Source organism: Mameliella sp. AT18 (assembly GCF_028807275.1).
In the GTDB taxonomy this organism is placed as follows: domain Bacteria; phylum Pseudomonadota; class Alphaproteobacteria; order Rhodobacterales; family Rhodobacteraceae; genus Antarctobacter; species Antarctobacter albus.
Genome location: NZ_JARAMO010000039.1, coordinates 1 through 18,546, shown reverse-complemented (window position 1 = coordinate 18,546; position 18,546 = coordinate 1). Strand labels below are relative to the sequence as shown.

At 67.4% G+C, this 18,546-nt stretch carries 16 protein-coding genes; 7 read left to right on the top strand and 9 right to left on the bottom strand.

Annotation, left to right across the window (positions count from 1 at the left end):
* Positions 1 to 4: 4 nt before the first annotated feature.
* The 3 genes from coaBC to PVW46_RS05125 all read right to left on the bottom strand — a co-directional run bounded on the left by coaBC (position 5) and on the right by PVW46_RS05125 (position 3,008).
* Entirely contained in the window at positions 5 to 1,252 is a 1,248-nt protein-coding gene (coaBC, locus tag PVW46_RS05135; protein WP_069208233.1) for a bifunctional phosphopantothenoylcysteine decarboxylase/phosphopantothenate--cysteine ligase CoaBC, read from the bottom strand.
* 95 nt (positions 1,253 to 1,347) lie between these two features.
* On the bottom strand, positions 1,348 to 2,133 hold the full coding sequence (locus PVW46_RS05130; RefSeq protein WP_069208234.1) for a ChaN family lipoprotein: 786 nt from the start codon (positions 2,131 to 2,133) through the stop codon (positions 1,348 to 1,350).
* Complete coding sequence (locus tag PVW46_RS05125; RefSeq protein WP_043141111.1) at positions 2,130 to 3,008, bottom strand: RNA polymerase factor sigma-32; 879 nt, start codon at positions 3,006 to 3,008, stop codon at positions 2,130 to 2,132. Before PVW46_RS05125 ends, PVW46_RS05130 begins: the two co-directional genes overlap by 4 nt.
* A 212-nt stretch (positions 3,009 to 3,220) precedes the next feature.
* Between PVW46_RS05125 and PVW46_RS05120 the strand changes: the two genes are divergently transcribed.
* Together PVW46_RS05120 and PVW46_RS05115 are read left to right on the top strand one after the other, a co-directional pair.
* Positions 3,221 to 4,093, top strand: a complete 873-nt coding sequence (locus PVW46_RS05120; protein WP_069208235.1) for a glutathione S-transferase — start codon at positions 3,221 to 3,223, stop codon at positions 4,091 to 4,093.
* 97 nt (positions 4,094 to 4,190) lie between these two features.
* A complete protein-coding gene (locus PVW46_RS05115; RefSeq protein ID WP_069208236.1) occupies positions 4,191 to 5,705 on the top strand; it encodes a YifB family Mg chelatase-like AAA ATPase in 1,515 nt (504 codons plus the stop codon).
* Here PVW46_RS05115 and PVW46_RS05110 read toward each other — a convergent pair.
* The 4 genes from PVW46_RS05110 to rsmI form a co-directional block, all read right to left on the bottom strand.
* Positions 5,671 to 6,573 (bottom strand): alpha/beta hydrolase, encoded by a 903-nt coding sequence (locus tag PVW46_RS05110; RefSeq protein WP_069208237.1) that lies wholly within the window; start codon positions 6,571 to 6,573, stop codon positions 5,671 to 5,673. The two genes, PVW46_RS05115 and PVW46_RS05110, sit on opposite strands and share 35 nt — an antisense overlap.
* Complete coding sequence (gene gshB, locus PVW46_RS05105; RefSeq protein WP_069208238.1) at positions 6,570 to 7,505, bottom strand: glutathione synthase; 936 nt, start codon at positions 7,503 to 7,505, stop codon at positions 6,570 to 6,572. The genes PVW46_RS05110 and gshB overlap by 4 nt, the downstream gene beginning before the upstream one ends.
* Before the next feature lie 90 nt (positions 7,506 to 7,595).
* Positions 7,596 to 7,982: a YraN family protein gene (locus PVW46_RS05100; protein ID WP_069208239.1), complete on the bottom strand. Its 387-nt coding sequence runs from the start codon at positions 7,980 to 7,982 to the stop codon at positions 7,596 to 7,598.
* Positions 7,972 to 8,859, bottom strand: a complete 888-nt coding sequence (rsmI, locus tag PVW46_RS05095; RefSeq protein WP_074623089.1) for a 16S rRNA (cytidine(1402)-2'-O)-methyltransferase — start codon at positions 8,857 to 8,859, stop codon at positions 7,972 to 7,974. The genes PVW46_RS05100 and rsmI overlap by 11 nt, the downstream gene beginning before the upstream one ends.
* A 99-nt stretch (positions 8,860 to 8,958) precedes the next feature.
* Between rsmI and PVW46_RS05090 the strand changes: the two genes are divergently transcribed.
* Both PVW46_RS05090 and PVW46_RS05085 read left to right on the top strand, forming a co-directional pair.
* Positions 8,959 to 10,146 (top strand): penicillin-binding protein activator, encoded by a 1,188-nt coding sequence (locus PVW46_RS05090; protein WP_043141100.1) that lies wholly within the window; start codon positions 8,959 to 8,961, stop codon positions 10,144 to 10,146.
* On the top strand, positions 10,106 to 12,901 hold the full coding sequence (locus PVW46_RS05085) for a [protein-PII] uridylyltransferase (protein WP_069208240.1): 2,796 nt from the start codon (positions 10,106 to 10,108) through the stop codon (positions 12,899 to 12,901). Before PVW46_RS05090 ends, PVW46_RS05085 begins: the two co-directional genes overlap by 41 nt.
* Here the strand turns inward: PVW46_RS05085 and PVW46_RS05080 are convergent.
* On the bottom strand, positions 12,898 to 13,332 hold the full coding sequence (locus PVW46_RS05080; RefSeq protein ID WP_043141098.1) for a hypothetical protein: 435 nt from the start codon (positions 13,330 to 13,332) through the stop codon (positions 12,898 to 12,900). The two genes, PVW46_RS05085 and PVW46_RS05080, sit on opposite strands and share 4 nt — an antisense overlap.
* A 425-nt stretch (positions 13,333 to 13,757) precedes the next feature.
* Here PVW46_RS05080 and murJ point away from each other — a divergent pair, with 425 nt between their 5' ends.
* Together murJ and PVW46_RS05070 are read left to right on the top strand one after the other, a co-directional pair.
* The gene (gene murJ, locus PVW46_RS05075) at positions 13,758 to 15,305 is read left to right on the top strand and encodes a murein biosynthesis integral membrane protein MurJ (protein ID WP_069208241.1); all 1,548 of its coding nucleotides are present in this window, start codon (positions 13,758 to 13,760) and stop codon (positions 15,303 to 15,305) included.
* Complete coding sequence (locus PVW46_RS05070) at positions 15,302 to 16,585, top strand: phospholipase D-like domain-containing protein (protein ID WP_069208242.1); 1,284 nt, start codon at positions 15,302 to 15,304, stop codon at positions 16,583 to 16,585. The genes murJ and PVW46_RS05070 overlap by 4 nt, the downstream gene beginning before the upstream one ends.
* A 7-nt stretch (positions 16,586 to 16,592) precedes the next feature.
* Here PVW46_RS05070 and PVW46_RS05065 read toward each other — a convergent pair whose 3' ends face one another.
* Positions 16,593 to 17,276, bottom strand: a complete 684-nt coding sequence (locus tag PVW46_RS05065) for a rhomboid family intramembrane serine protease (protein WP_043141086.1) — start codon at positions 17,274 to 17,276, stop codon at positions 16,593 to 16,595.
* 74 nt (positions 17,277 to 17,350) lie between these two features.
* Here PVW46_RS05065 and trpS point away from each other — a divergent pair, with 74 nt between their 5' ends.
* Positions 17,351 to 18,379: a tryptophan--tRNA ligase gene (trpS, locus tag PVW46_RS05060; protein ID WP_069208243.1), complete on the top strand. Its 1,029-nt coding sequence runs from the start codon at positions 17,351 to 17,353 to the stop codon at positions 18,377 to 18,379.
* Positions 18,380 to 18,546: the final 167 nt, after the last annotated feature.

The window sequence follows — 18,546 nt, the reverse complement described above, 5'->3', positions numbered from 1 at the left end:
ATACCTAAACTCCGCCCGTGCCACGCGCACCGTCCCAGGGCCCTGGCGCCCGCGGGGAGACACCCAGCGCCTCGGCGATCCGCCCCGCCAGTCGCGCGCCCACCTCGCGTTTCGACGCGCGCGGCCAGGTCTCGGCGCCCCCCTCCGAAATCAGGACAACCGCGTTCTCCGCCCCGCCCATAATCCCGGTCGCCGGCGAGACATCATTCGCCACAATCCAGTCGCAGCCCTTGCGCACGCGTTTCGCCGTGGCATTGGCGACCACGTCATCCGTCTCTGCCGCAAAGCCCACCACAAGCCGGGGGCGCCCTTCGGCCAGCTGCGACACCTCCGCCAGGATGTCGGGGTTCTCGGCGAACTCCATCACCGGCAACTCGCCCCCCTGCTTCTTGATCTTCGACCCCGAGGCGCTGGCCACGCGCCAATCCGCCACCGCCGCCGCGAATATCCCCGCCTCGACCGGCAGCGCGCCCAGCACCGCCGCGCGCATCTCACGCGCGCTTTCGACCTCGATCACCTCGACGCCCGCCGGGCGCGGCGCCTCGGCGGGTCCGGTGACAAAGACCACCTCGGCGCCCATGTCGCGCAGGGCCTCGGCGATCGCCGTGCCCTGTGCCCCGGACGAGCGGTTGGCGATATAGCGCACCGGGTCGATGGGTTCATGGGTGGGGCCGGAGGTGATCAGAATACGCCGCCCGGCCAGAGGACCGTCGGAAAAGAAATCCTCGACCGCAGCGACGATTTCCATCGGTTCGGCCATGCGGCCCGGCCCATGTTCGCCGCAGGCCATGTCGCCCGCGTTGGGGCCGACAACCCGCACTCCGTCGCCGCGCAGGACCTCCAGGTTGCGCTGCGTCGCCGGATGTTCCCACATCCGCAGGTTCATGGCCGGGGCAATCATCACCGGCGTGTCCGTCGCCATCAGCAATGTCGTGGCCAGGTCATCCGCGTGGCCGCCCGCCATCTTCGCCATCAGGTCGGCGGTCGCGGGCGCCACCACCAAGAGGTCCGCCACGCGGCTCAGCTGGATATGGCCCATCTCGGCCTCTTTCGTCAGGTCAAAGAGATCGCGGTGCACCTCTTCGCCCGCAAGCGCCGAAACCGACAGCGGCGTCACGAACTGCTCGGCGGCACGGGTCATCACCGGCGTGACCGCCGCGCCACGCTCGCGCAGGCGTCGGATCAGGTCGAGGCATTTGTAAGCCGCGATCCCGCCCCCGATGATCAGAAGAATGCGTTTCCCGTTCAGCATGGCCCCGCCCCACTCGCTTTGGTGCGGTTGTAGGCCCAGCCGCGAGCCGAGACAATGGCCGGGCACGCCGGCGGCAATCGCGCGTCGTCCGGATGTCACCGCGCGCGAAATGCCTCGCAGGGGTCCGGGCGATCCACGGGCGGCGCGCTTTCGATCAGGTCGAACCCACCGTCCGGCGCCGCCCCCTCGTTTTCGCCCTGCCCCAGGGCCAGGATCGAAACATCGGGCGCCGCCAGCGCCAGCAGGGCCGGGGCGCCCCAGTCCTTGCGAGCGTGCCCATTGCCGGTGATGACCGCCACGGGGCCACCGGTGGCCTCAAGCGCCTCCAGCGCGGCAGCGGCCAGGCGCGCGTCGCGCAGGCGTTGGATGTCCACCATCATGGGCAGGATATCGGCGGGCAAAGCATCGCAATGCGCCGCCATCTGCAGGGCCTCGCGCCTTTCCTGCTGCCCGACCGGCAGCGGCCGGTCCAGCCCGAACCGCGCGGCGTTTTCGCCAAAAGCCTCGACCAGGGTTTGCGACATTACCGCCCGTGCGGCATCGCGCGGCACCTGCGCCCCGAAATGCGCGGCCTCGGGGGCCGCCACAAAAATCGGGTAGTACATGGAAAACGCGGGCCAACCGCTGTCGGCCCAGTTCAGCGCCGCGCCAAGCGCCGCCTCGTCGGCAATCAGGTCGGGTGTGATCCGGGGCATGGCCTCGGGGTCCAGCATCTCCCAGACGATGGCGCGGGGCTGCACCTCTGCAACGATCTCGGCCTGGCGCGCGTGATGGGCAGGGTTGTCGTGCACCTCGCCAAGAAAAAGCACGTCGGCGTCAGAAAGCGTGTCCGCCACAGCAGACCCGGCGCACAGCAACAGGCCGAGGATCACATGTCTCATGCCAGGAAGTGATGCACTTCCCCGCTTTGCGCCTCAAGCGCCTTGCGCATCTTTCCGAAGGCCGCCGCCTCCAGCTGGCGCACGCGCTCCTTGCTCAGCCCCAGTTCGGTGCCCAGCGATTCAAGCGTCCGGGTCTCCTCGCGCAGCTTGCGTTCGCGCACGATGAACCGCTCGCGTTCATTCAGCGCGCCCATCGCCTGAACCAGCCAGTCGCGCAATTGTTCGCGGTCGTGTTCATTCTCGACAATCTCCGAGGCCTGCGCACCGTCATCCTCGATCGTGTCGATCCACTCCCGGCCCTCGTCCTCGACCGACTGCGTGGCGTTCAGCGAATAATCCGACCCGGACAACCGTCCTTCCATCATCTCGACATCCCGCAGCGGCACGCCGATTTCGGTGGCGATCTTGTGGCGCAGCTGATGCCCGTCCAGTTCCTCCCCCGAGGCCGCCGCCTCACGTTCGATCCGGGCCTGAACCCGGCGCATGTTGAAGAACAGCGATTTCTGTGAAGAGGTCGAGCCGGTGCGCACCATCGACCAGTTGCGCATCACGTAATCCTGGATCGAAGCCTTGATCCACCAGACCGCGTAGGTCGAAAACCGCACGCCCCGGTCCGGGTCGAACTTGTCGGCAGCCTTCATCAGGCCCAGCCCCGCCTCCTGGATCAGGTCGTTCATCGGCGCGCCGTAGCGTTTGAATTTTGCGGCCATCGAGATGGCCAGCCGCATGTAGGCCTGGATCAGCCGGTGCAGCGCCTCCTCGTCACGGTCGTCCCGCCACGCGTAAGCCAGTTTCAACTCGGTTTCCGCGTCCAGCAGTTCGGCCTTCATGGCCCGGCGCGACAAGCTCTGGTCATTGAATGAATCAAGTGCCATTTCCGCTCCCCTGGTGATCTCGGGCCCCCGATTTTCCGGGCCTCCTGATCGTAATACGCGCGTGGCAGACACGCAGATCACTTTTGTGTCTGTGGGTTTTCGATCAATCTGCACGCATCCATCTGCCGGCGTGATCCCGATCGCCACGAATCCTGATTTCCAGCCGCGCCACACGTGCTGTAGTGCAACGCACAATCGATTGGAGAGGTTCCATGTCCGACAAGCTTTTTCTTGGCGATTACAGTTATTCCAGCTGGTCCTTGCGGGCCTGGCTGCTGTTCCACCGCTTCGGCATTCCCGCGACGATCGAGATCGTCGATTTCATGAAGGCCGGCGTGGCGGAACAGATGTCGCGCTTTTCCCCGGCCCGCACGGTGCCGACTCTGGTCCTGTCTGACGGCACCGTGATCTGGGACAGCCTCGCCCTGGCCGAGGAACTGGCCAGCCGCCACCCAGACGCGGGCCACTGGCCCAGCGATCCCGCGATGCGCGCCACCGCCCGCAGCCTCGCGGCCGAGATGCACTCCAGCTTCGGCACCCTGCGCGAGCTTTGCCCGATGAACCTGCGCGCCGCCTATTCCGACACGCCCGTGTCCGAGGCGCTGCAGGCCGACCTGGCCCGCATCGAGACGATCTGGGGCTTTGCACTGGATCGTTCCCGCGGGCCCTGGCTTTGCGGCGATTACTCGGTCGCCGATGCCTTCTTTGCGCCGGTCGCGGCCCGGATAGCAGGCTATGCCCTGCCGGTGGGCGACCAGGCGCGCAGCTACGTCGCCGCGCACCTGGCAGACCCGGCCTTCCGCCGCTGGCGCGCTATGGGCCTGGCGCGCGGTGCGACCCTGCCCTGGTACGACCGCAACTATGCGCAACTGCCCTGGCCCGGCCCGACACCGCGTCCCGCCCGCGCCATCGACAAGGGCGAGGCCGAAAACACCACCTGTCCCTATTCCGGGGATCCGGTGACGCACCTGATGGAAAGCGAGGGGCGCATCTTTGGCTTCTGCAACGCCTTCTGCCGAGACAAGACGGTGAACGATCCGGACGCCTGGCCGAAATTCGTGGCGATGCGCGACGGCACCAACTGACCATTTCGGCGGAAATTCTTAACCCCGCCCGCCACGCGTTAACCAGTTGCTAACCACGTCCGGGGCAGGCTCGCCCCGGTCTGACGTGGGGAGTTTCATGGTTGCGCGCGCCCATACGGTCGCTTTCGAGGGGGTCAATGCGCGCCCGGTCGAGGTGCAATGCGCCGTCACTCCGGGACTTCCCGCCTTTTCCATCGTCGGCCTGCCGGACAAGGCCGTGTCAGAAGCGCGCGACCGCGTGCGCACGGCCCTGAGCGCGCTGGCCATCGCGCTGCCGTCGAAAAAGATCACCGTCAACCTCGCCCCGGCCGACCTGCCCAAGGTCGGCTCTCATTTCGACCTGCCCATCGCCTTGGGGTTGCTGGCCGCGCTCGACATCCTGCCCCGGGACGCGGTGGCCCAGACCGTCGCTCTGGGCGAGCTATCGCTGGACGGCGACCTTTTGCCCGTGGTCGGCGCCCTGCCCGCCGCGATGGCCGCGGCCGAGGAAGACCGCATCCTGCTCTGCCCCCGCGCCTCGGGCGCAGAGGCTGCCTGGGTCGATGCCTGCACGGTGATCGGCGCCGGGAACCTGCTGGAAATCGTGCGTCATTTTTCCGGCGACAACGTGCTGGAACCCTCCCGTCCGGGCGAGGTGACAACAGACCCTGCGGCGCGCGACCTGCGCGACGTCAAGGGACAGGAACGGGCCAAGCGGGCGCTGGAAATCGCCGCCGCCGGGCGCCACCACCTGATGATGATCGGCCCGCCCGGCGCGGGCAAATCCATGCTGGCCGCCCGCATGCCCGGCATCCTGCCGCCCCTGACCCCCATCGAGGCGCTGGAAACCTCGATGATCCATTCCATCGCGGGCCTGCTGACCGATGGCGGTATCTCGCGCACGCGGCCCTTTTGCGAACCGCATCACACCGCCTCGATGGCGGCCCTGATCGGCGGTGGGCGCACCGCGCAGCCGGGGCAGGCCAGCCTGGCCCACAACGGCGTCCTGTTCATGGATGAATTCCCCGAGTTTCCGCGCAACGTGCTGGAAACCCTGCGCCAGCCCATCGAAACCGGAGAGGTCGTGGTGGCCCGCGCCAATGCCCATATCCGCTATCCCGCGCGTTTCCTGCTGGTCGCCGCCGCCAACCCCTGCAAATGCGGCTATCTCACCGATCCCGCACAGGCCTGTTCGCGCGCCCCCAACTGCGGCGAGGACTACCTGGGCCGCATCTCAGGCCCGCTGATGGACCGCTTCGACCTGCGGCTGGAGGTGCCCCCGGTCAGTTTCACGGACCTCGACCTGCCCGCCACGGGGGACAGTTCCGAAACCGTGGCCGCCCGCGTTGCCGCCGCCCGCGCCGTCCAGGCAAACCGGTTCGCCGATCACGACGCGCTGCGCACCAATGCCGACGCCGAGGGCCAGCGCCTCGAAGAGATCGCAACCCCCGACGACGAGGGGCGCGAGCTTCTGACCCGCGCCGCCGACCGCTTTGGCCTGACCGCGCGCGGCTATCACCGCGTGCTGCGCGTCGCCCGCACGATCGCCGACCTCGACGAAAGCGCGACGGTCCGCCGCCCGCACGTGGCCGAGGCGCTCAGCTATCGGCTGCTGTCTGCGAAAGAGAGTTGATCCAGCGCGCGATCCGCCGCAGCGTGGTCCGCGCCTCCGGCAGGATGTTGTGAAAGATGGGCCAGACATGCGGCAGGTCCCGCGCGATGTCCTCCTGCACCGTCACCCCCTGTTCGCGCAGCCGCGCCGCCATGCGCCGCGTATCGTCCAGCAGGAATTCCCTGTCCCCCGCCGACAGCCAGACCGGCCCCGCGCCAGCGAAGGCGGCCCAGAGCGGGGAAACCCGCGGGTCGCGCCGATCCATGTTTTCCGGCAGATAGTGCATCGCCGTTTCATGCGTGCGGCTCGCCGGCAGGACCACGTCGCTCTGTGCATTGCGGGTCACGCTGTCGCCCGAAAACGTCATGTCCGTCAGCGGAGACAGCGCGAAACTCCCAAGAGGCTGCGGCAGACCCTGCCGCAGGATCTCGCCCAGCAGGGCCAGCGCCAGCCCGCCGCCGGCGCTGTCGCCGCCCAGCACGACCCCGGCGGGATGCGCCATGACCGCACGATAGGCCGTCAGCGCATCCTCAAGCGCGGCGGGAAAGGGATGGTCCGGCGCCAGCCGGTAATCCACCAGGCAGGCCGGGCACCGGGCTGCGCGCGACAACCACGCGACCATCGCCCGATGCGTGTCGGCAGAGCCCATGACGTAGGCACCACCGTGAAAGTAGAGGATCAAAGGCCCCGGCAGATCCTCGTTGACCCGCAGCACCGGCACGTCGTCCAGCACGTCGCGCCGCTGGCGGGTGCCCCTGGGGGCAAAGAAGAAAAAGCGCGCCTTCCTTTCAAAGGAGGCGCGCAGCCGTGGCACCGATTTGCCCCGTTCCAGGTGCGGCCGCTCCGTCATCCGCAACCAGCGGTTCAGGACCGGCCGCATCAGGCTCATGCCAGCTTGGCCTCGATTGCCTGCCAGATTGTCTCGGCCACGTTGATGCCGTCGAACCGCTCCAGCTCCTGGATGCCCGTGGGCGAGGTCACGTTGATCTCCGTCAGCCAGTCGCCGATCACGTCGATCCCGACAAAGACCTGGCCCTTGTCGCGCAGCACAGGTCCGATCCGCGCGCAGATCTCGCGGTCACGCTCGGTCAGCGCGATCTTCTCGGGGCGGCCGCCCACATGCATGTTCGAGCGCACCTCGCCCTTGGCGGGCACCCGGTTGATCGCGCCCACCGCCTCGCCATCGACGAGGATCACCCGCTTGTCGCCCTTGGACACGGCGGGCAGGTATTTCTGCACAATCAGCGGTTCGCGCGAGAACCCGGTGAACATCTCGTAGAGCGAGCTGAGGTTGCCGTCCGCGGCGCCCAGCTTGAACACCCCGGCGCCGCCGTTGCCATACAGCGGCTTGACGATGACATCGCCATGTTTCTCGCGGAAGGCGCGCAGCACCTCCAGGTCGCGGGCAATGGCGGTGGGCGGCGTCAGGTCGGGAAAGTTCAGGACCAGCAGCTTTTCCGGCGAATTGCGCACCCAGAAGGGATCATTGACCACCAGGACATCGTCCTTGAGCCGGTCCAGCAGGTGCGTGGTGGTGATGTAATGCATGTCAAAGGGCGGATCCTGGCGCAGCCAGATCACGTCCATGTCCGACAGGTCGACCGCCACGCGGTCACCGAGGACGGCGGGTTTCTCCGCCACCCGCTGCACGGTCATCCAGTGCCCGCGCGCGGTGATCCGCCCCTCTTCGTAGGCGAGCTGGTCCGGCCCGTAGTAGAACAGTTCATGCCCGCGCGCCTGCGCCTCTTCGGCCAGGCGGAACGTGCTGTCGGCGTTGATGTCGACCCCGGTGATCGGGTCCATCTGAAAGGCGATCTTCATCGGCGTCCCCTACAATCTTCCCGCCATAGATGGCGCAGGACGGGGCCGGGTGCAATGCACCGCAGCCCTGCACGGGCGCAGGGACACGCCTCAGTAAAGCGCGTTTTCGATCACTCTGATCTCACCGTGACCGTTCACCAGCGCCACGTCGAAACGGATATCCGTGAGCGACCCGCGCGGCATGGTGCCAAGGAATTCCTCGCCCGCCCGCATCAGGCGACCGATCTGGCGTTGCGACAGACGTGCGACGGCGCGGTCGAAACTGCGGCTTTTCTTGACCTCGACGATGATGACGCCGTCGCCATCGCCCAGCACGAGGTCGATCTCACCGGATCGACCGCGCCACCGCCGCGCCAGCAGCGGATAACCCCGGCGGGCATAGTCCGCGGCCACGCCATCCTCTGCCGCTAGGCCCGCGTGATAGCCGCACCGCCCGGTGTCGGCCCGACCTGCCACACCCGCGAAATCAAGCGCCATCGCTTTCCCCTTTTGCCGAGAGGCGCATGGCCAGTTGATAGACCGGGCGCCGTTTCACCCCGAACCGCGCCGAGACAAAATCCGCAGCATCGCGGACCGACATCGTTTCCAGCGCCTTGTTCACCTCCTGTTCTAGATCGATTTCCTTAACGGATCCTGAATCCCCCTTGCCGATCAGAACCACCACCTCGCCCTTTGCCGGGGTCTCGCGGTAGTGATCGGCCAGCTCTGACAGGGGTCCGCGCCGGACCTCCTCGAATTTCTTGGTCAGTTCCCGGCAGACCGCCGCCTCGCGGTCTCCCAACACATCCTGCGCGGCCAGCAGCATCTCCGGCAGGCGCCGGGGCGATTCGTAGAACACCAGCGTCGCCGGCACGCCCGACAGGTCGCGCAGCGCCGATTTGCGCGGCCCGCCGGCGTTGGGCAGGAAACCGGCGAACAGGAACCTGTCCGTGGGCAATCCGGCCAGCGTCAGTGCCGTGACCACCGCGCTGGCCCCCGGTGCGCTGGTGACCGCGAACCCCGCTTCGGCGGCGGCGCGCGCCAGATCGAACCCGGGGTCCGAGATCATCGGCGTCCCCGCCTCCGACGCGTAAAGCACCGATTTTCCCGCCGCCAGCTCTGCCAGCAGGCGCGGACGCGCCCGCGCGCCGTTGTGATCGTGGTAGGCCACCAGCGGGCGATCCCCCAGGGCCACGCCATGCAGTTCCATCAGCCGCCGCAGGCTGCGCGTGTCCTCTGCCGCCAGGACGTCCGCCGTGGCCAGCATGTCCAGCGCGCGCAGGGTGATGTCACGCGCGTTGCCGATGGGTGTGGCCACAAGGTACAGGCCCGGCGTCAATCCGCCGCCCTGTCCGGCGCTTTCCGGATTCGTCACTGGTCCCCCCTTTCGCCCTTCTCTATGATCGTCGCCAAATCGCTCAGCGCGCCGCCCGTGCCGCGCATGTCGCGCAAGAAACGAGGGAGTCCACCGTCCATGTTCGCCATTTTTTCCAATTTCCGCAAGGCGCTGCGCCCGCTGGCCGGTCTGGCCGCCGCGGCCGCGCTTGCCGCCTGTGACCCCTCTGCGCTGACCAATATCGGCGGAGGCGGCGACGGTCCACGCATCAATACCGGCAAACCGATCCCCGTGGCGCTCCTGGTGCCACAGTCCGACCAGGGCGCCGCGCCGATCGCCACCTCGCTGGAAAATGCCGCCCGGCTGGCGATGGCCGACCTGGGCGAGGGTGTGACCATCGACCTGCGCGTCTACGACACCGCCGGCCAAGCCCCCGCCGCCGCGGCCGCCGCGCAAAAGGCCGTCGACGAGGGCGCCAAGATCATCCTGGGCCCGCTGCGTGCCGACGCGGTGAACGCCGCCGGTCTCGCCGTCGCCGACGAAGGCGTGAACGTCCTGGGCTTTTCCAACAACCCCACCATCGCCGGCGGCAACGTCTTCATCCTGGGCGCGACCTTTGACAACACCGCCCGCCGGATGATGGCCCATGCCCGCCGCAACGGCAAATCCAACATGGTGGTAATCTACTCCGAGGACGTGGCCGGACAGCTGGGCAAGCTGGCAATCGAGAAGGCGGCCGTGGAATACGGCGTCAACATCGTCGGAACCCAGGGCTACCAGCTCTCGATCGAGGGCGTCTCGGCCGCCGCCAGCGCCGCGGGCCGCGTGGTGTCCTCGGGCGCTGCCGACAGCATCTTCATCACCACCGCCGCCAGCAACGAGGCCATGCCGATCCTGCTGGACCGCCTGCCCGGATCCGGGGTGGACCCCGCGAAGGTGCAATACATCGGCCTGACCCGCTGGGACGTGCGCCCCGATCTCTTTGGCTTGCCGGCCTCTGACGGGGCCTGGTTCGCGGTGCCGAACGTGGCCCGGCTGGAAAGCTTCTCGGGCCGCTACAACAGCACCTACGGCACCGCGCCGCATCCGCTGGCCGGCCTGGCCTACGACGGGATTTCCGCCATCGGCACACTGGCCGCGCAGGGCCGCAACGATGCGCTGTCGGCCACAGCGCTCACCTCGACTGGCTTTACCGGCACGGGCGGTGTATTCCGCCTGATGAGCAATGGTGCCAACCAGCGCGCGCTGGCCGTCGCCACGGTAAAAGACAAACAGATGGTGATCCTTGACCCTGCCCCCAGCAGCCTCCCAGGCGGCGGCCTCTGAGACCGAGACGCTTCCCGACAACCTGATCGCGCCCGCCGCCGAGATCTTTGATCTTCCGGCGGTGCGCGGCACGCTTTTCGCCGGGATGCCCAAGGGCGCGCCGGAAACGGACGTGCGCAAGCACACGGTCAAGACATTGCGCGCGGCCTTCGACGCGGGCCGCGTCAAGGTGGCAGAGGCCTTTGCCGCCGAACCCTTCGGCTCGCGCCGCACCACGCGGTCCTATACCTGGATCACCGACTGCATCGTGCACCTGGCCTTCGAGGTCGCAACCGAGGTGCTGCACCGCCTGCCCAACCCGACGGAATCCGAACGCCTGTCGGTGCTGTCGGTCGGCGGCTACGGGCGCGGGGAAATGGCGCCCTTCTCGGACGTCGATCTGCTGTTCCTGACCCCCTACAAGATCACCCCCTGGGCCGAGAGCGTCATTGAATCGATGCTCTACATCCTCTGGGACCTGCGGCTGAAGGTCGGCCACAGCTCGCGCACCGTGCGCGACTGCCTGCGGCTGGGGGCCGAGGATTTCACCATCCGCACCGCCATGCTGGAAAGCCGGTTCCTGACCGGCGACGCCGGCCTGGCCGAGGACCTGGACCGCACCCTTTGGAACGACCTGTTCAACGCCACCGCCCGCGAATTCGTCGAGGCGAAACTGGCCGAACGCGACGCCCGCCACGACAAGCAGGGCCAGCGCTACATGGTCGAGCCCAACGTCAAGGAGGGCAAGGGCGGGCTGCGCGACCTGCAGTCGATGTTCTGGATGATCAAATACGTCCACCACACCGACGATGTCTCGCAACTGGTGACCACCGGCGTCTTCCGGCCCGAGGAATACGAAACCTTCGTCCAGGCAGAGCGTTTTCTCTGGGCGGTACGCTGTCACCTGCACCTGGCTGCCGGACGCGCCAACGAGTTGCTGAGCTTCGACATGCAGGTCGAAGTGGCCAGCCGCTTGGGCTACAATGATCGCGGCGGACGCCGCGCCGTGGAATGGTTCATGCAGGACTATTTCCGCCATGCCACCTCGGTGGGTGACCTGACGCGCATCCTGCTGACCTCGCTCGAGGCCGATCACACCAAGGGCGCGCCGCTGATCCAGCGCCTGTTCCACCGTCCGCCCCAGGTCAAGGACGGATACAAGGTCGTGCACAACCGGCTGGCCATCACCGATGACGCGGCCTTTCTGTCCGACAAGCTGAACCTGCTCAGGGTCTTCGAGGAAGGGCTGCGCACCGGCCTGCTGATCCACCCGGACGCCATGCGCCTGGTCAAGGCCAACCTGCACCTGATCGACAATGCCTTCCGCGAGGATGACGAGGCCCGGACCCTGTTCCTGGACCTGCTGCTGAAACACGGCAATCCCGAACGCGCCCTGCGCCGGATGAACGAACTGGGGGTGCTGTCTGCCTTCATCCCCGAATTCGCGCCCATCGTGGCGATGATGCAGTTCAACATGTACCACCACTACACGGTGGACGAACACATCATCCAGTGCATCTGGAACCTGTCCGAGATCGAGCACGGCAACCTGACCGAGGAACTGCCCGTCGCCTCGACCATCCTCAAGGAAGGCATCAATCGCCGCGTGCTTTACGTCGCGCTCTTGCTGCATGACATCGGCAAGGGACGGAACGAGGATCACTCGATCCTCGGCGCCCGCATCGCACGCACCGTCGCGCCGCGCCTGGGCCTGTCGAAATCCGAAAGCGCCACCGTCGAATGGCTGGTCCGCTATCACCTGCTGATGTCGGACATGGCCCAGAAACGCGACATCGCCGACCCGCGCACCGTGCGCGGCTTTGCCAAGGCGGTGCAAACGCGCGAGCGGCTGGACCTGCTCTGCGTGCTGACGGTCTGCGACATCCGCGGCGTCGGCCCGGACACCTGGAACAACTGGAAGGCCGCGCTGATCCGCGCGCTCTACCGCCAGACGCGCCGCGCGCTCGAAGGCGGGATGGAGGCGCTCAACCGCGAGAACCGCGGCACCGAGGCGCGCCAGAACCTGCGCGAGGCGCTGTCGGACTGGGACACGCTGGCGCTGGCTGCGGAAACCAGCCGCCACTACGACCCCTACTGGCAGGGCCTGCATGTCACCGCCCATGTGGTCTTTGCCCGGCTGCTGCGCGACCTCAAGGACAACGAGATCGCCATCGACATCCACCCCGACGAGGACCGCGACGCCACCCGCGCCTGTTTCGCCCTGCAGGATCACCCCGGCATCTTCTCTCGCCTGACCGGCGCGCTGGCGCTCTCCGGGGCCAATGTCGTGGATGCGCGCACCTTCACCACCAAGGACGGCTACGCCACCGCCGCCTTCTGGATCCAGGATGCCGAGGGGTCGCCCTACGAGGACACCCGCATCCCGCGCCTGCGTGACACCATCCGCAAGACCCTGATGGGAGAGGTCGTCGCCCGCGAGGCGATGAAGCCCAAGGACAAGCTCAAGAAGCGCGAAAAGGCCTTCAAGGTTCCGACCCACATCACCTTCGACAACGACGGGTCCGAGATCTTCACCATCATCGAGGTCGACACCAGAGACCGCCCGGGCCTGCTGTTCGACCTGGCCCGCACACTGGCGGGGCTGAACATCTATGTCGCCTCCGCCGTGATCGCGACCTATGGCGAACAGGTGGTCGACACCTTCTACGTCAAGGACATGTTCGGGCTGAAACTGCACTCGAAGGTCAAGCGCGACCAGATCGAGAAAAAGCTGCGCTCGGCCATCGAGGAAGGCGCCGAACGCGCGCGCGGCTAACGGCCCGCGTTCCAGATCGCCCGCAGGCTTGCGCCCTGCGGGCTTTCGGGGGCGACGTCCACGAATGCCATCGCCTCGTCCCGTGTCCGAAACACCCCGGTTTCCCAGGGGCTGAGGCCATCGGTGATCGACTGGTACATCCGCGACATGCCATAGACCACGTCGCCCGGCGCATATACCGAGGTGCGCGAGGCATGATCGCGCTCCGCGTAATAGCCTTTGAGCCGGTAGGCCAGCCGCTGCATATCCGCGAAATAGGCGTCGTGCAGCGTACAGTCCGCCATGTCCACCAGGGCGTGCTGATGCCGGTCGTAAAGCGGATGCGCCGCATATTCGAGAAAGGACTCGATATGCTCTTCGGTCCCGACCTCTCCGCGGAAATGCACGAGTACCAGGTTGAACCCGGGCAGGACCTCGAAAGTGACTGGCACGCGAACACGACCTTTTGGGGTGACTTCAGGGGCAACCAGCGACATCACCCGTCACGAGATATAGGGCAGCACCGGATCATCACTCCGGTTGATTAATCCTGCCGGAACTCTACCCGATAAATCAACCCGCTTCCCCTTGGCTTTTTTCACCGATGACCGGACCCGATGTCTCGAAAGGGTCCGGGGTTGACTTGCGATGCCGCATCAATTGGGCTGTGGCCCCATTGAGCATCGCGCTTTTGCAGGGGGCTTTGCATGACAGAACGTCCGCACAACATAGCCGCACAGGACGATCACACCGGCCACCCGGCCGTCGCCGCCGCAATAGCCATCGCGCTGATGCGGACGCTGCTCTGATCCGCGCCCCTTCCGCCCTTCGGCCCTTTCAGCTAAGCGAGGGACCAGAGCAGCAAGCGAGCACGCCCATGAAACCCATCCGCCTTGTCGCCGGTGTCATGACCGTCGGCTTCTGGACCCTGATGAGCCGGGTTCTGGGTGTCGTCCGCGAGGTCATGATCCTCGCGCTGATCGGCCCCGGCCCGGTGATGGATGCCTTTGTCGCGGCCTTTCGCCTGCCCAACCTCTTTCGCCGCTTCTTTGCCGAGGGTGCCTTCAACGCCGCCTTCGTGCCGCTGTTTTCCAAGAAATACGAAGGCGAGGAAGACCCGCTGATCTTTGCCCGCGACGCGCTCAACGGGCTGGCCACGGTGCTGCTGGCGCTGACCGCGCTGGCGATGATCTTCATGCCGGCGCTGGTCTGGGCCACCGCGGGCGGCTTTGCCGGGGATGCGCGCTTTGACCTGACCGTGGGCTTCGGGCGGGTGGTCTTCCCCTATATCCTGCTGATCTCGCTGGCGGCGCTGTTCTCCGGCGCGCTGAATGCGACCGGCCATTTCGCCGCTGCCGCCGCCGCGCCCGTGCTGCTGAACATCCTTGTCTGCCTGGCGATGGGGATGGGGGCGGCGCTTGGCGGGGACGTGGTGCAATACCTGATCTGGGCGGTGCCCGTGGCGGGTGTGGCGCAGCTGGCGCTGGTCTGGGTGGCCGCCGACCGCGCGGGCGTACGCATCCGCCCCGGACGCCCGCGCCTGACACCGGACATGAAGCGGCTCGTGGTGATCGCGGTGCCTGCCGCGCTGGCAGGCGGGGTGATGCAGATCAACCTGCTGGTGGGCCAGCAGGTCGCCAGCCATTTCGACAAGGCGGTGGGCTGGCTCTATGCCGCCGACCGGCTGTACCAGTTGCCGCTGGGCGTGGTGGGCATCGCCGTGGGCATCGTCCTGCTGCCCGACCTGTCGCGCCGACTGAAAGCGCAGGACGACAGCGGCGCGCGCAATGCCTTTTCCCGCGCCGGCGAACTGAGCCTTGCGCTGACCGTGCCCGCCGCCGTGGCGCTGGTGGCGATCCCGCTGCCGATGGTTTCGGTCCTCTTCGAACGTGGCGCCACCACCGCCGCCGACAGCGCCGCCATCGCCGTGGCGGTGGCGATCTACGGCCTCGGCCTGCCCGCCTTCGTGCTGCAGAAGGTGCTGCAACCGCTCTATTTCGCGCGCGAGGACACGCGCAGCCCGTTCCGTTTCGCGGTCTGGGCGATGGTGATCAACGCAGCCGTGGCCATCGGGCTGGCACCGGTGATCGGCTGGCTTGCCCCCGCCATCGCCACCACGCTGGCGGGCTGGGTGATGGTCTGGCAACTGGCGCGTGGCGCCAAGGCGATGGGCGAGGTGGCGCATTTCGATGACCGTTTCCGCCAGAGGCTCTGGCGCATCGTGGCGGCCTCTCTGGTCATGGGCGCGGTGCTCTGGGGGCTGAACATCGTCCTGACCCCCTGGCTGGCCCTGCCCTACCTGCGGCTGGCCGTGCTTGCCGGGCTGATCGGCATGGGCATCCTCACCTACGGCGTCGCCGGGCAGGCCCTTGGCGCCTTCCGCCTGGCCGAGATCAAGGCGATGTTCAAACGGTCCCGCGCATGACAGTGCGCGCGCTGCTCTCTGCCGACGAGACGGCCGCCGCGCTCGAAACCCTTGCCGCCAGCGCCCGGTCAGAGCTGCTGCTCTGCCTGCCGCGCCTTGCACCCGACAGGCCGCTGGTCCTGCCGGAGTTGCGCGAACGCGGGCTCGAGACCTGGGGCGACCTGCTGGCGCTCTTGTCCCGGCGCGGTCCGTCGCTGCACATCCTCGTGGCCGATCCCGATCCCCTGCTGGTCGTGCAGGCCCACCGCGCCGCCTGGCGCCGGGTCTCGGGCCTTGCCGATGTCCTGCAGGGCAGCGCGCAACTGGTTTGTGCCCCGCATGGACATGTGGCGCACGGCCTGCGCGGTGCCCTGTTGCGCCGCCGCCTTGGCCCCGCTTTGACCGCGCTCCGGGCCGAGGACCCGGCGCGCCTGACCCCGGTCCAGCGCGCCCTTGTCCAGGACGGGGCCAGCCCCCACCCCGCCGGGATCCATCCGGGGTTTGCCCTGGCCGATGGCGCCAATGCCGTGATCGGCGGGCCGGAGCTCGGGACAGATGCCGCCTCTGTCATAGGCCTGCAGATCGCGGACGATGATTTCTGCGGCGCCCTGCGGGGCCATTTCGCCGATTGCTGGGCCGATGCGCTCAAGACCGGCGCCAGCCTCGCCGCCCCGGCCAGCGCGCTGAACAGCCCCTCCCGCCCGCAAAGCCGCGATGACCTGCGCCTGCTGCGGACCCTGTCGCGCCCCGCGCGCGGGTTTGCCCCCCGCACGCTTGCCAACGACGCCGAACCGGCACTGGCACGTCTGTTCAGCCATGCCCAGCGGCGCATCCTGATCCGCACCGGCGCTCTTTACCACGACGGCCTGACACAGGCGCTGGAACAGGCCGCGCAGAGCCCGGACCTGCACCTGATCCTGCTGCTGCCCCCCAAGACGCAGGGCACATGGGACGATGTCCGCGCCGCCGCCCTTCAGGGCGCCGCGCTGACCCGCCTGCGACATGCCTATGGCGACCGCCTTGCGCTGGTTGCCGATCCGCAGGCCGAGGGCGTGCTGTGCCTGGTGGACGGCATCACCGTCATCGGCTCACAGGCGCTGACCCGCCGCGCCTGCCGCTGGAACAGCGAGGCGGCGGCCCTGGTCCGCGACGAGAGCCTGACAAGGTCCCTGCTGGCCCACCTGGGCGCCGGCCTGTCCGGGGACCCGGACCGCGCCGCCACCTGGGCCGCACGTGGCCCGGCCCTGCGCGTCCCCACGGGCACCCCCGGTCGCAGCCTGCTGCCCGACGACCTGTTCTGAACCACGCCTATCGGCGCCGGATACGCTCCAGCACCCGCGCCACGCCGCCGGGTGCCAGCACGACGGTCAGCGCGAACCCGGTGGCAAAGCCCACCACGTCGGCAATCCAATCGCTGCCGCCGCCGAACAACATGCCAAAGACCAGTTGCACCGCCAGCAGCATCCCGATCAGGGCAAAGGCCCGCACCTGCGGCGCGCCCTCGTTCCCCAGCCGCACCCAGAGCAGGAAGGTGAACCCGCCGATCAGCCCGTAGACCCCCGGAAAGGCGCCCACCAGCCAAGGATCGTCGCTGAACAGGCCAAAGCCCACCGCCCCGACGATCCCGGACACAAAGAACACCGCGACGAAGACCAGAGAGCCGACGGATTCCGCCACGATCTTGCCCATCGCCAGCAGGATCACCATGCTGAACAGCCCGTGGCTGAAACTGGGATGCAGGAACAGGTAGGCCACAAGCCGCAACAGGTGCTCGGGCGGGTATTGTCCCGTCTCCAGCATCCAGTCGAAGGCCCGCCCCGAAAAAGCATAGGTCTCGATCGCCGAGGTCCGCCAGCCGACTGCACCGGGGCCGCCGACGATGCCCTGTCCGCCCAGCCAGAGGGTCAGTTCGATCCCCGCCAGCACAAGGAACAGCGCCGCCACCACCGGCGGCAGCGGGTTGACCGGGGCCTCGTTATGCGGGTGCGTCATGGGGACCTCTTTCTTGACGGTGTCCGGCGGCATGGGTAAGCCAGCCGCGCAGGAATTTCCACAGGGGAACATCAATGTCCGAGTCTCAGCCCAATGCCGCCTTCACGCCGCGCGTCTTTTCGGGCATCCAGCCTTCGGGCAACCTGCACCTGGGCAACTACCTGGGCGCACTGAAACGCTTTGCGGACAGCCAGACGGCGGGGATCCAGTCCATCTTCTGCATGGTCGACATGCATGCGATCACCGTCTGGCAGGACCCCGAGGCACTGCGCCGCCAGACACGCGAGCTGACCGCGGGCTTCATCGCCTCCGGCGTCGATCCGGAAAAGTCGATCCTCTTCAACCAGAGCCAGGTCGCGGCCCACGCCGAACTGGCCTGGATCTTCAACTGCGTCGCCCGCATGGGCTGGATGAAACGCATGACCCAGTGGAAGGACAAGGCCGGCAAGAACCAGGAGAACGCCTCCCTGGGCCTGTTCGCCTATCCCGCGCTGATGGCGGCGGACATCCTCGTCTACCACGCCACCCATGTGCCGGTGGGCGAGGACCAGAAACAGCACCTGGAACTGACCCGCGACATCGCCATCAAGTTCAACAACGACTTCGGCGTCGATTTCTTCCCGATCACCGAGCCGGTGATCGAAGGCACCGCCACCCGGGTCATGAGCCTGCGCGACGGCACCAAGAAGATGTCCAAGTCCGATCCTTCGGACATGAGCCGCATCAACCTGACCGACGATGCCGATGCCATCGCGCAGAAGATCCGCAAGGCCCGGACCGACCCCGAGCCGCTGCCTGAAAGCGTCGAGGGGCTGGCGGAGCGTCCCGAGGCGCGCAACCTGGTCAACATCTACGCGGCAATCGCCGATCTCTCGGTCGAGCAGGTGATCGCGGAACATGGCGGCCAGCAGTTCGGCACCTTCAAGCCCGCGCTGGCGGACCTGGCGGTGGCCAAGCTGGAACCGATCTCCTCCGAGATGAAGCGCCTGACCGCCGACCCCGCACAGATCGACACGATCCTGCGGAACGGCTCCGAACGCGCCCGCGAGATCGCCGCGCCGATCATGGAGAAGACCTACGAGATCGTGGGCATGGTCCGCTAAGGGCCGATTTCGAAAACGCCTGTCCCGGGCCTGACCCGGGACCTCGTGCCTCCTATATCGGGTGGCTGACGGCCAGACAGCAGGATCCCGCGACGCGAAGGTTAACGGGACCTTGCCGGTTTGTACAAAATGCCGATTTCGCCGTACGTTTTGTACAAAACGTACAA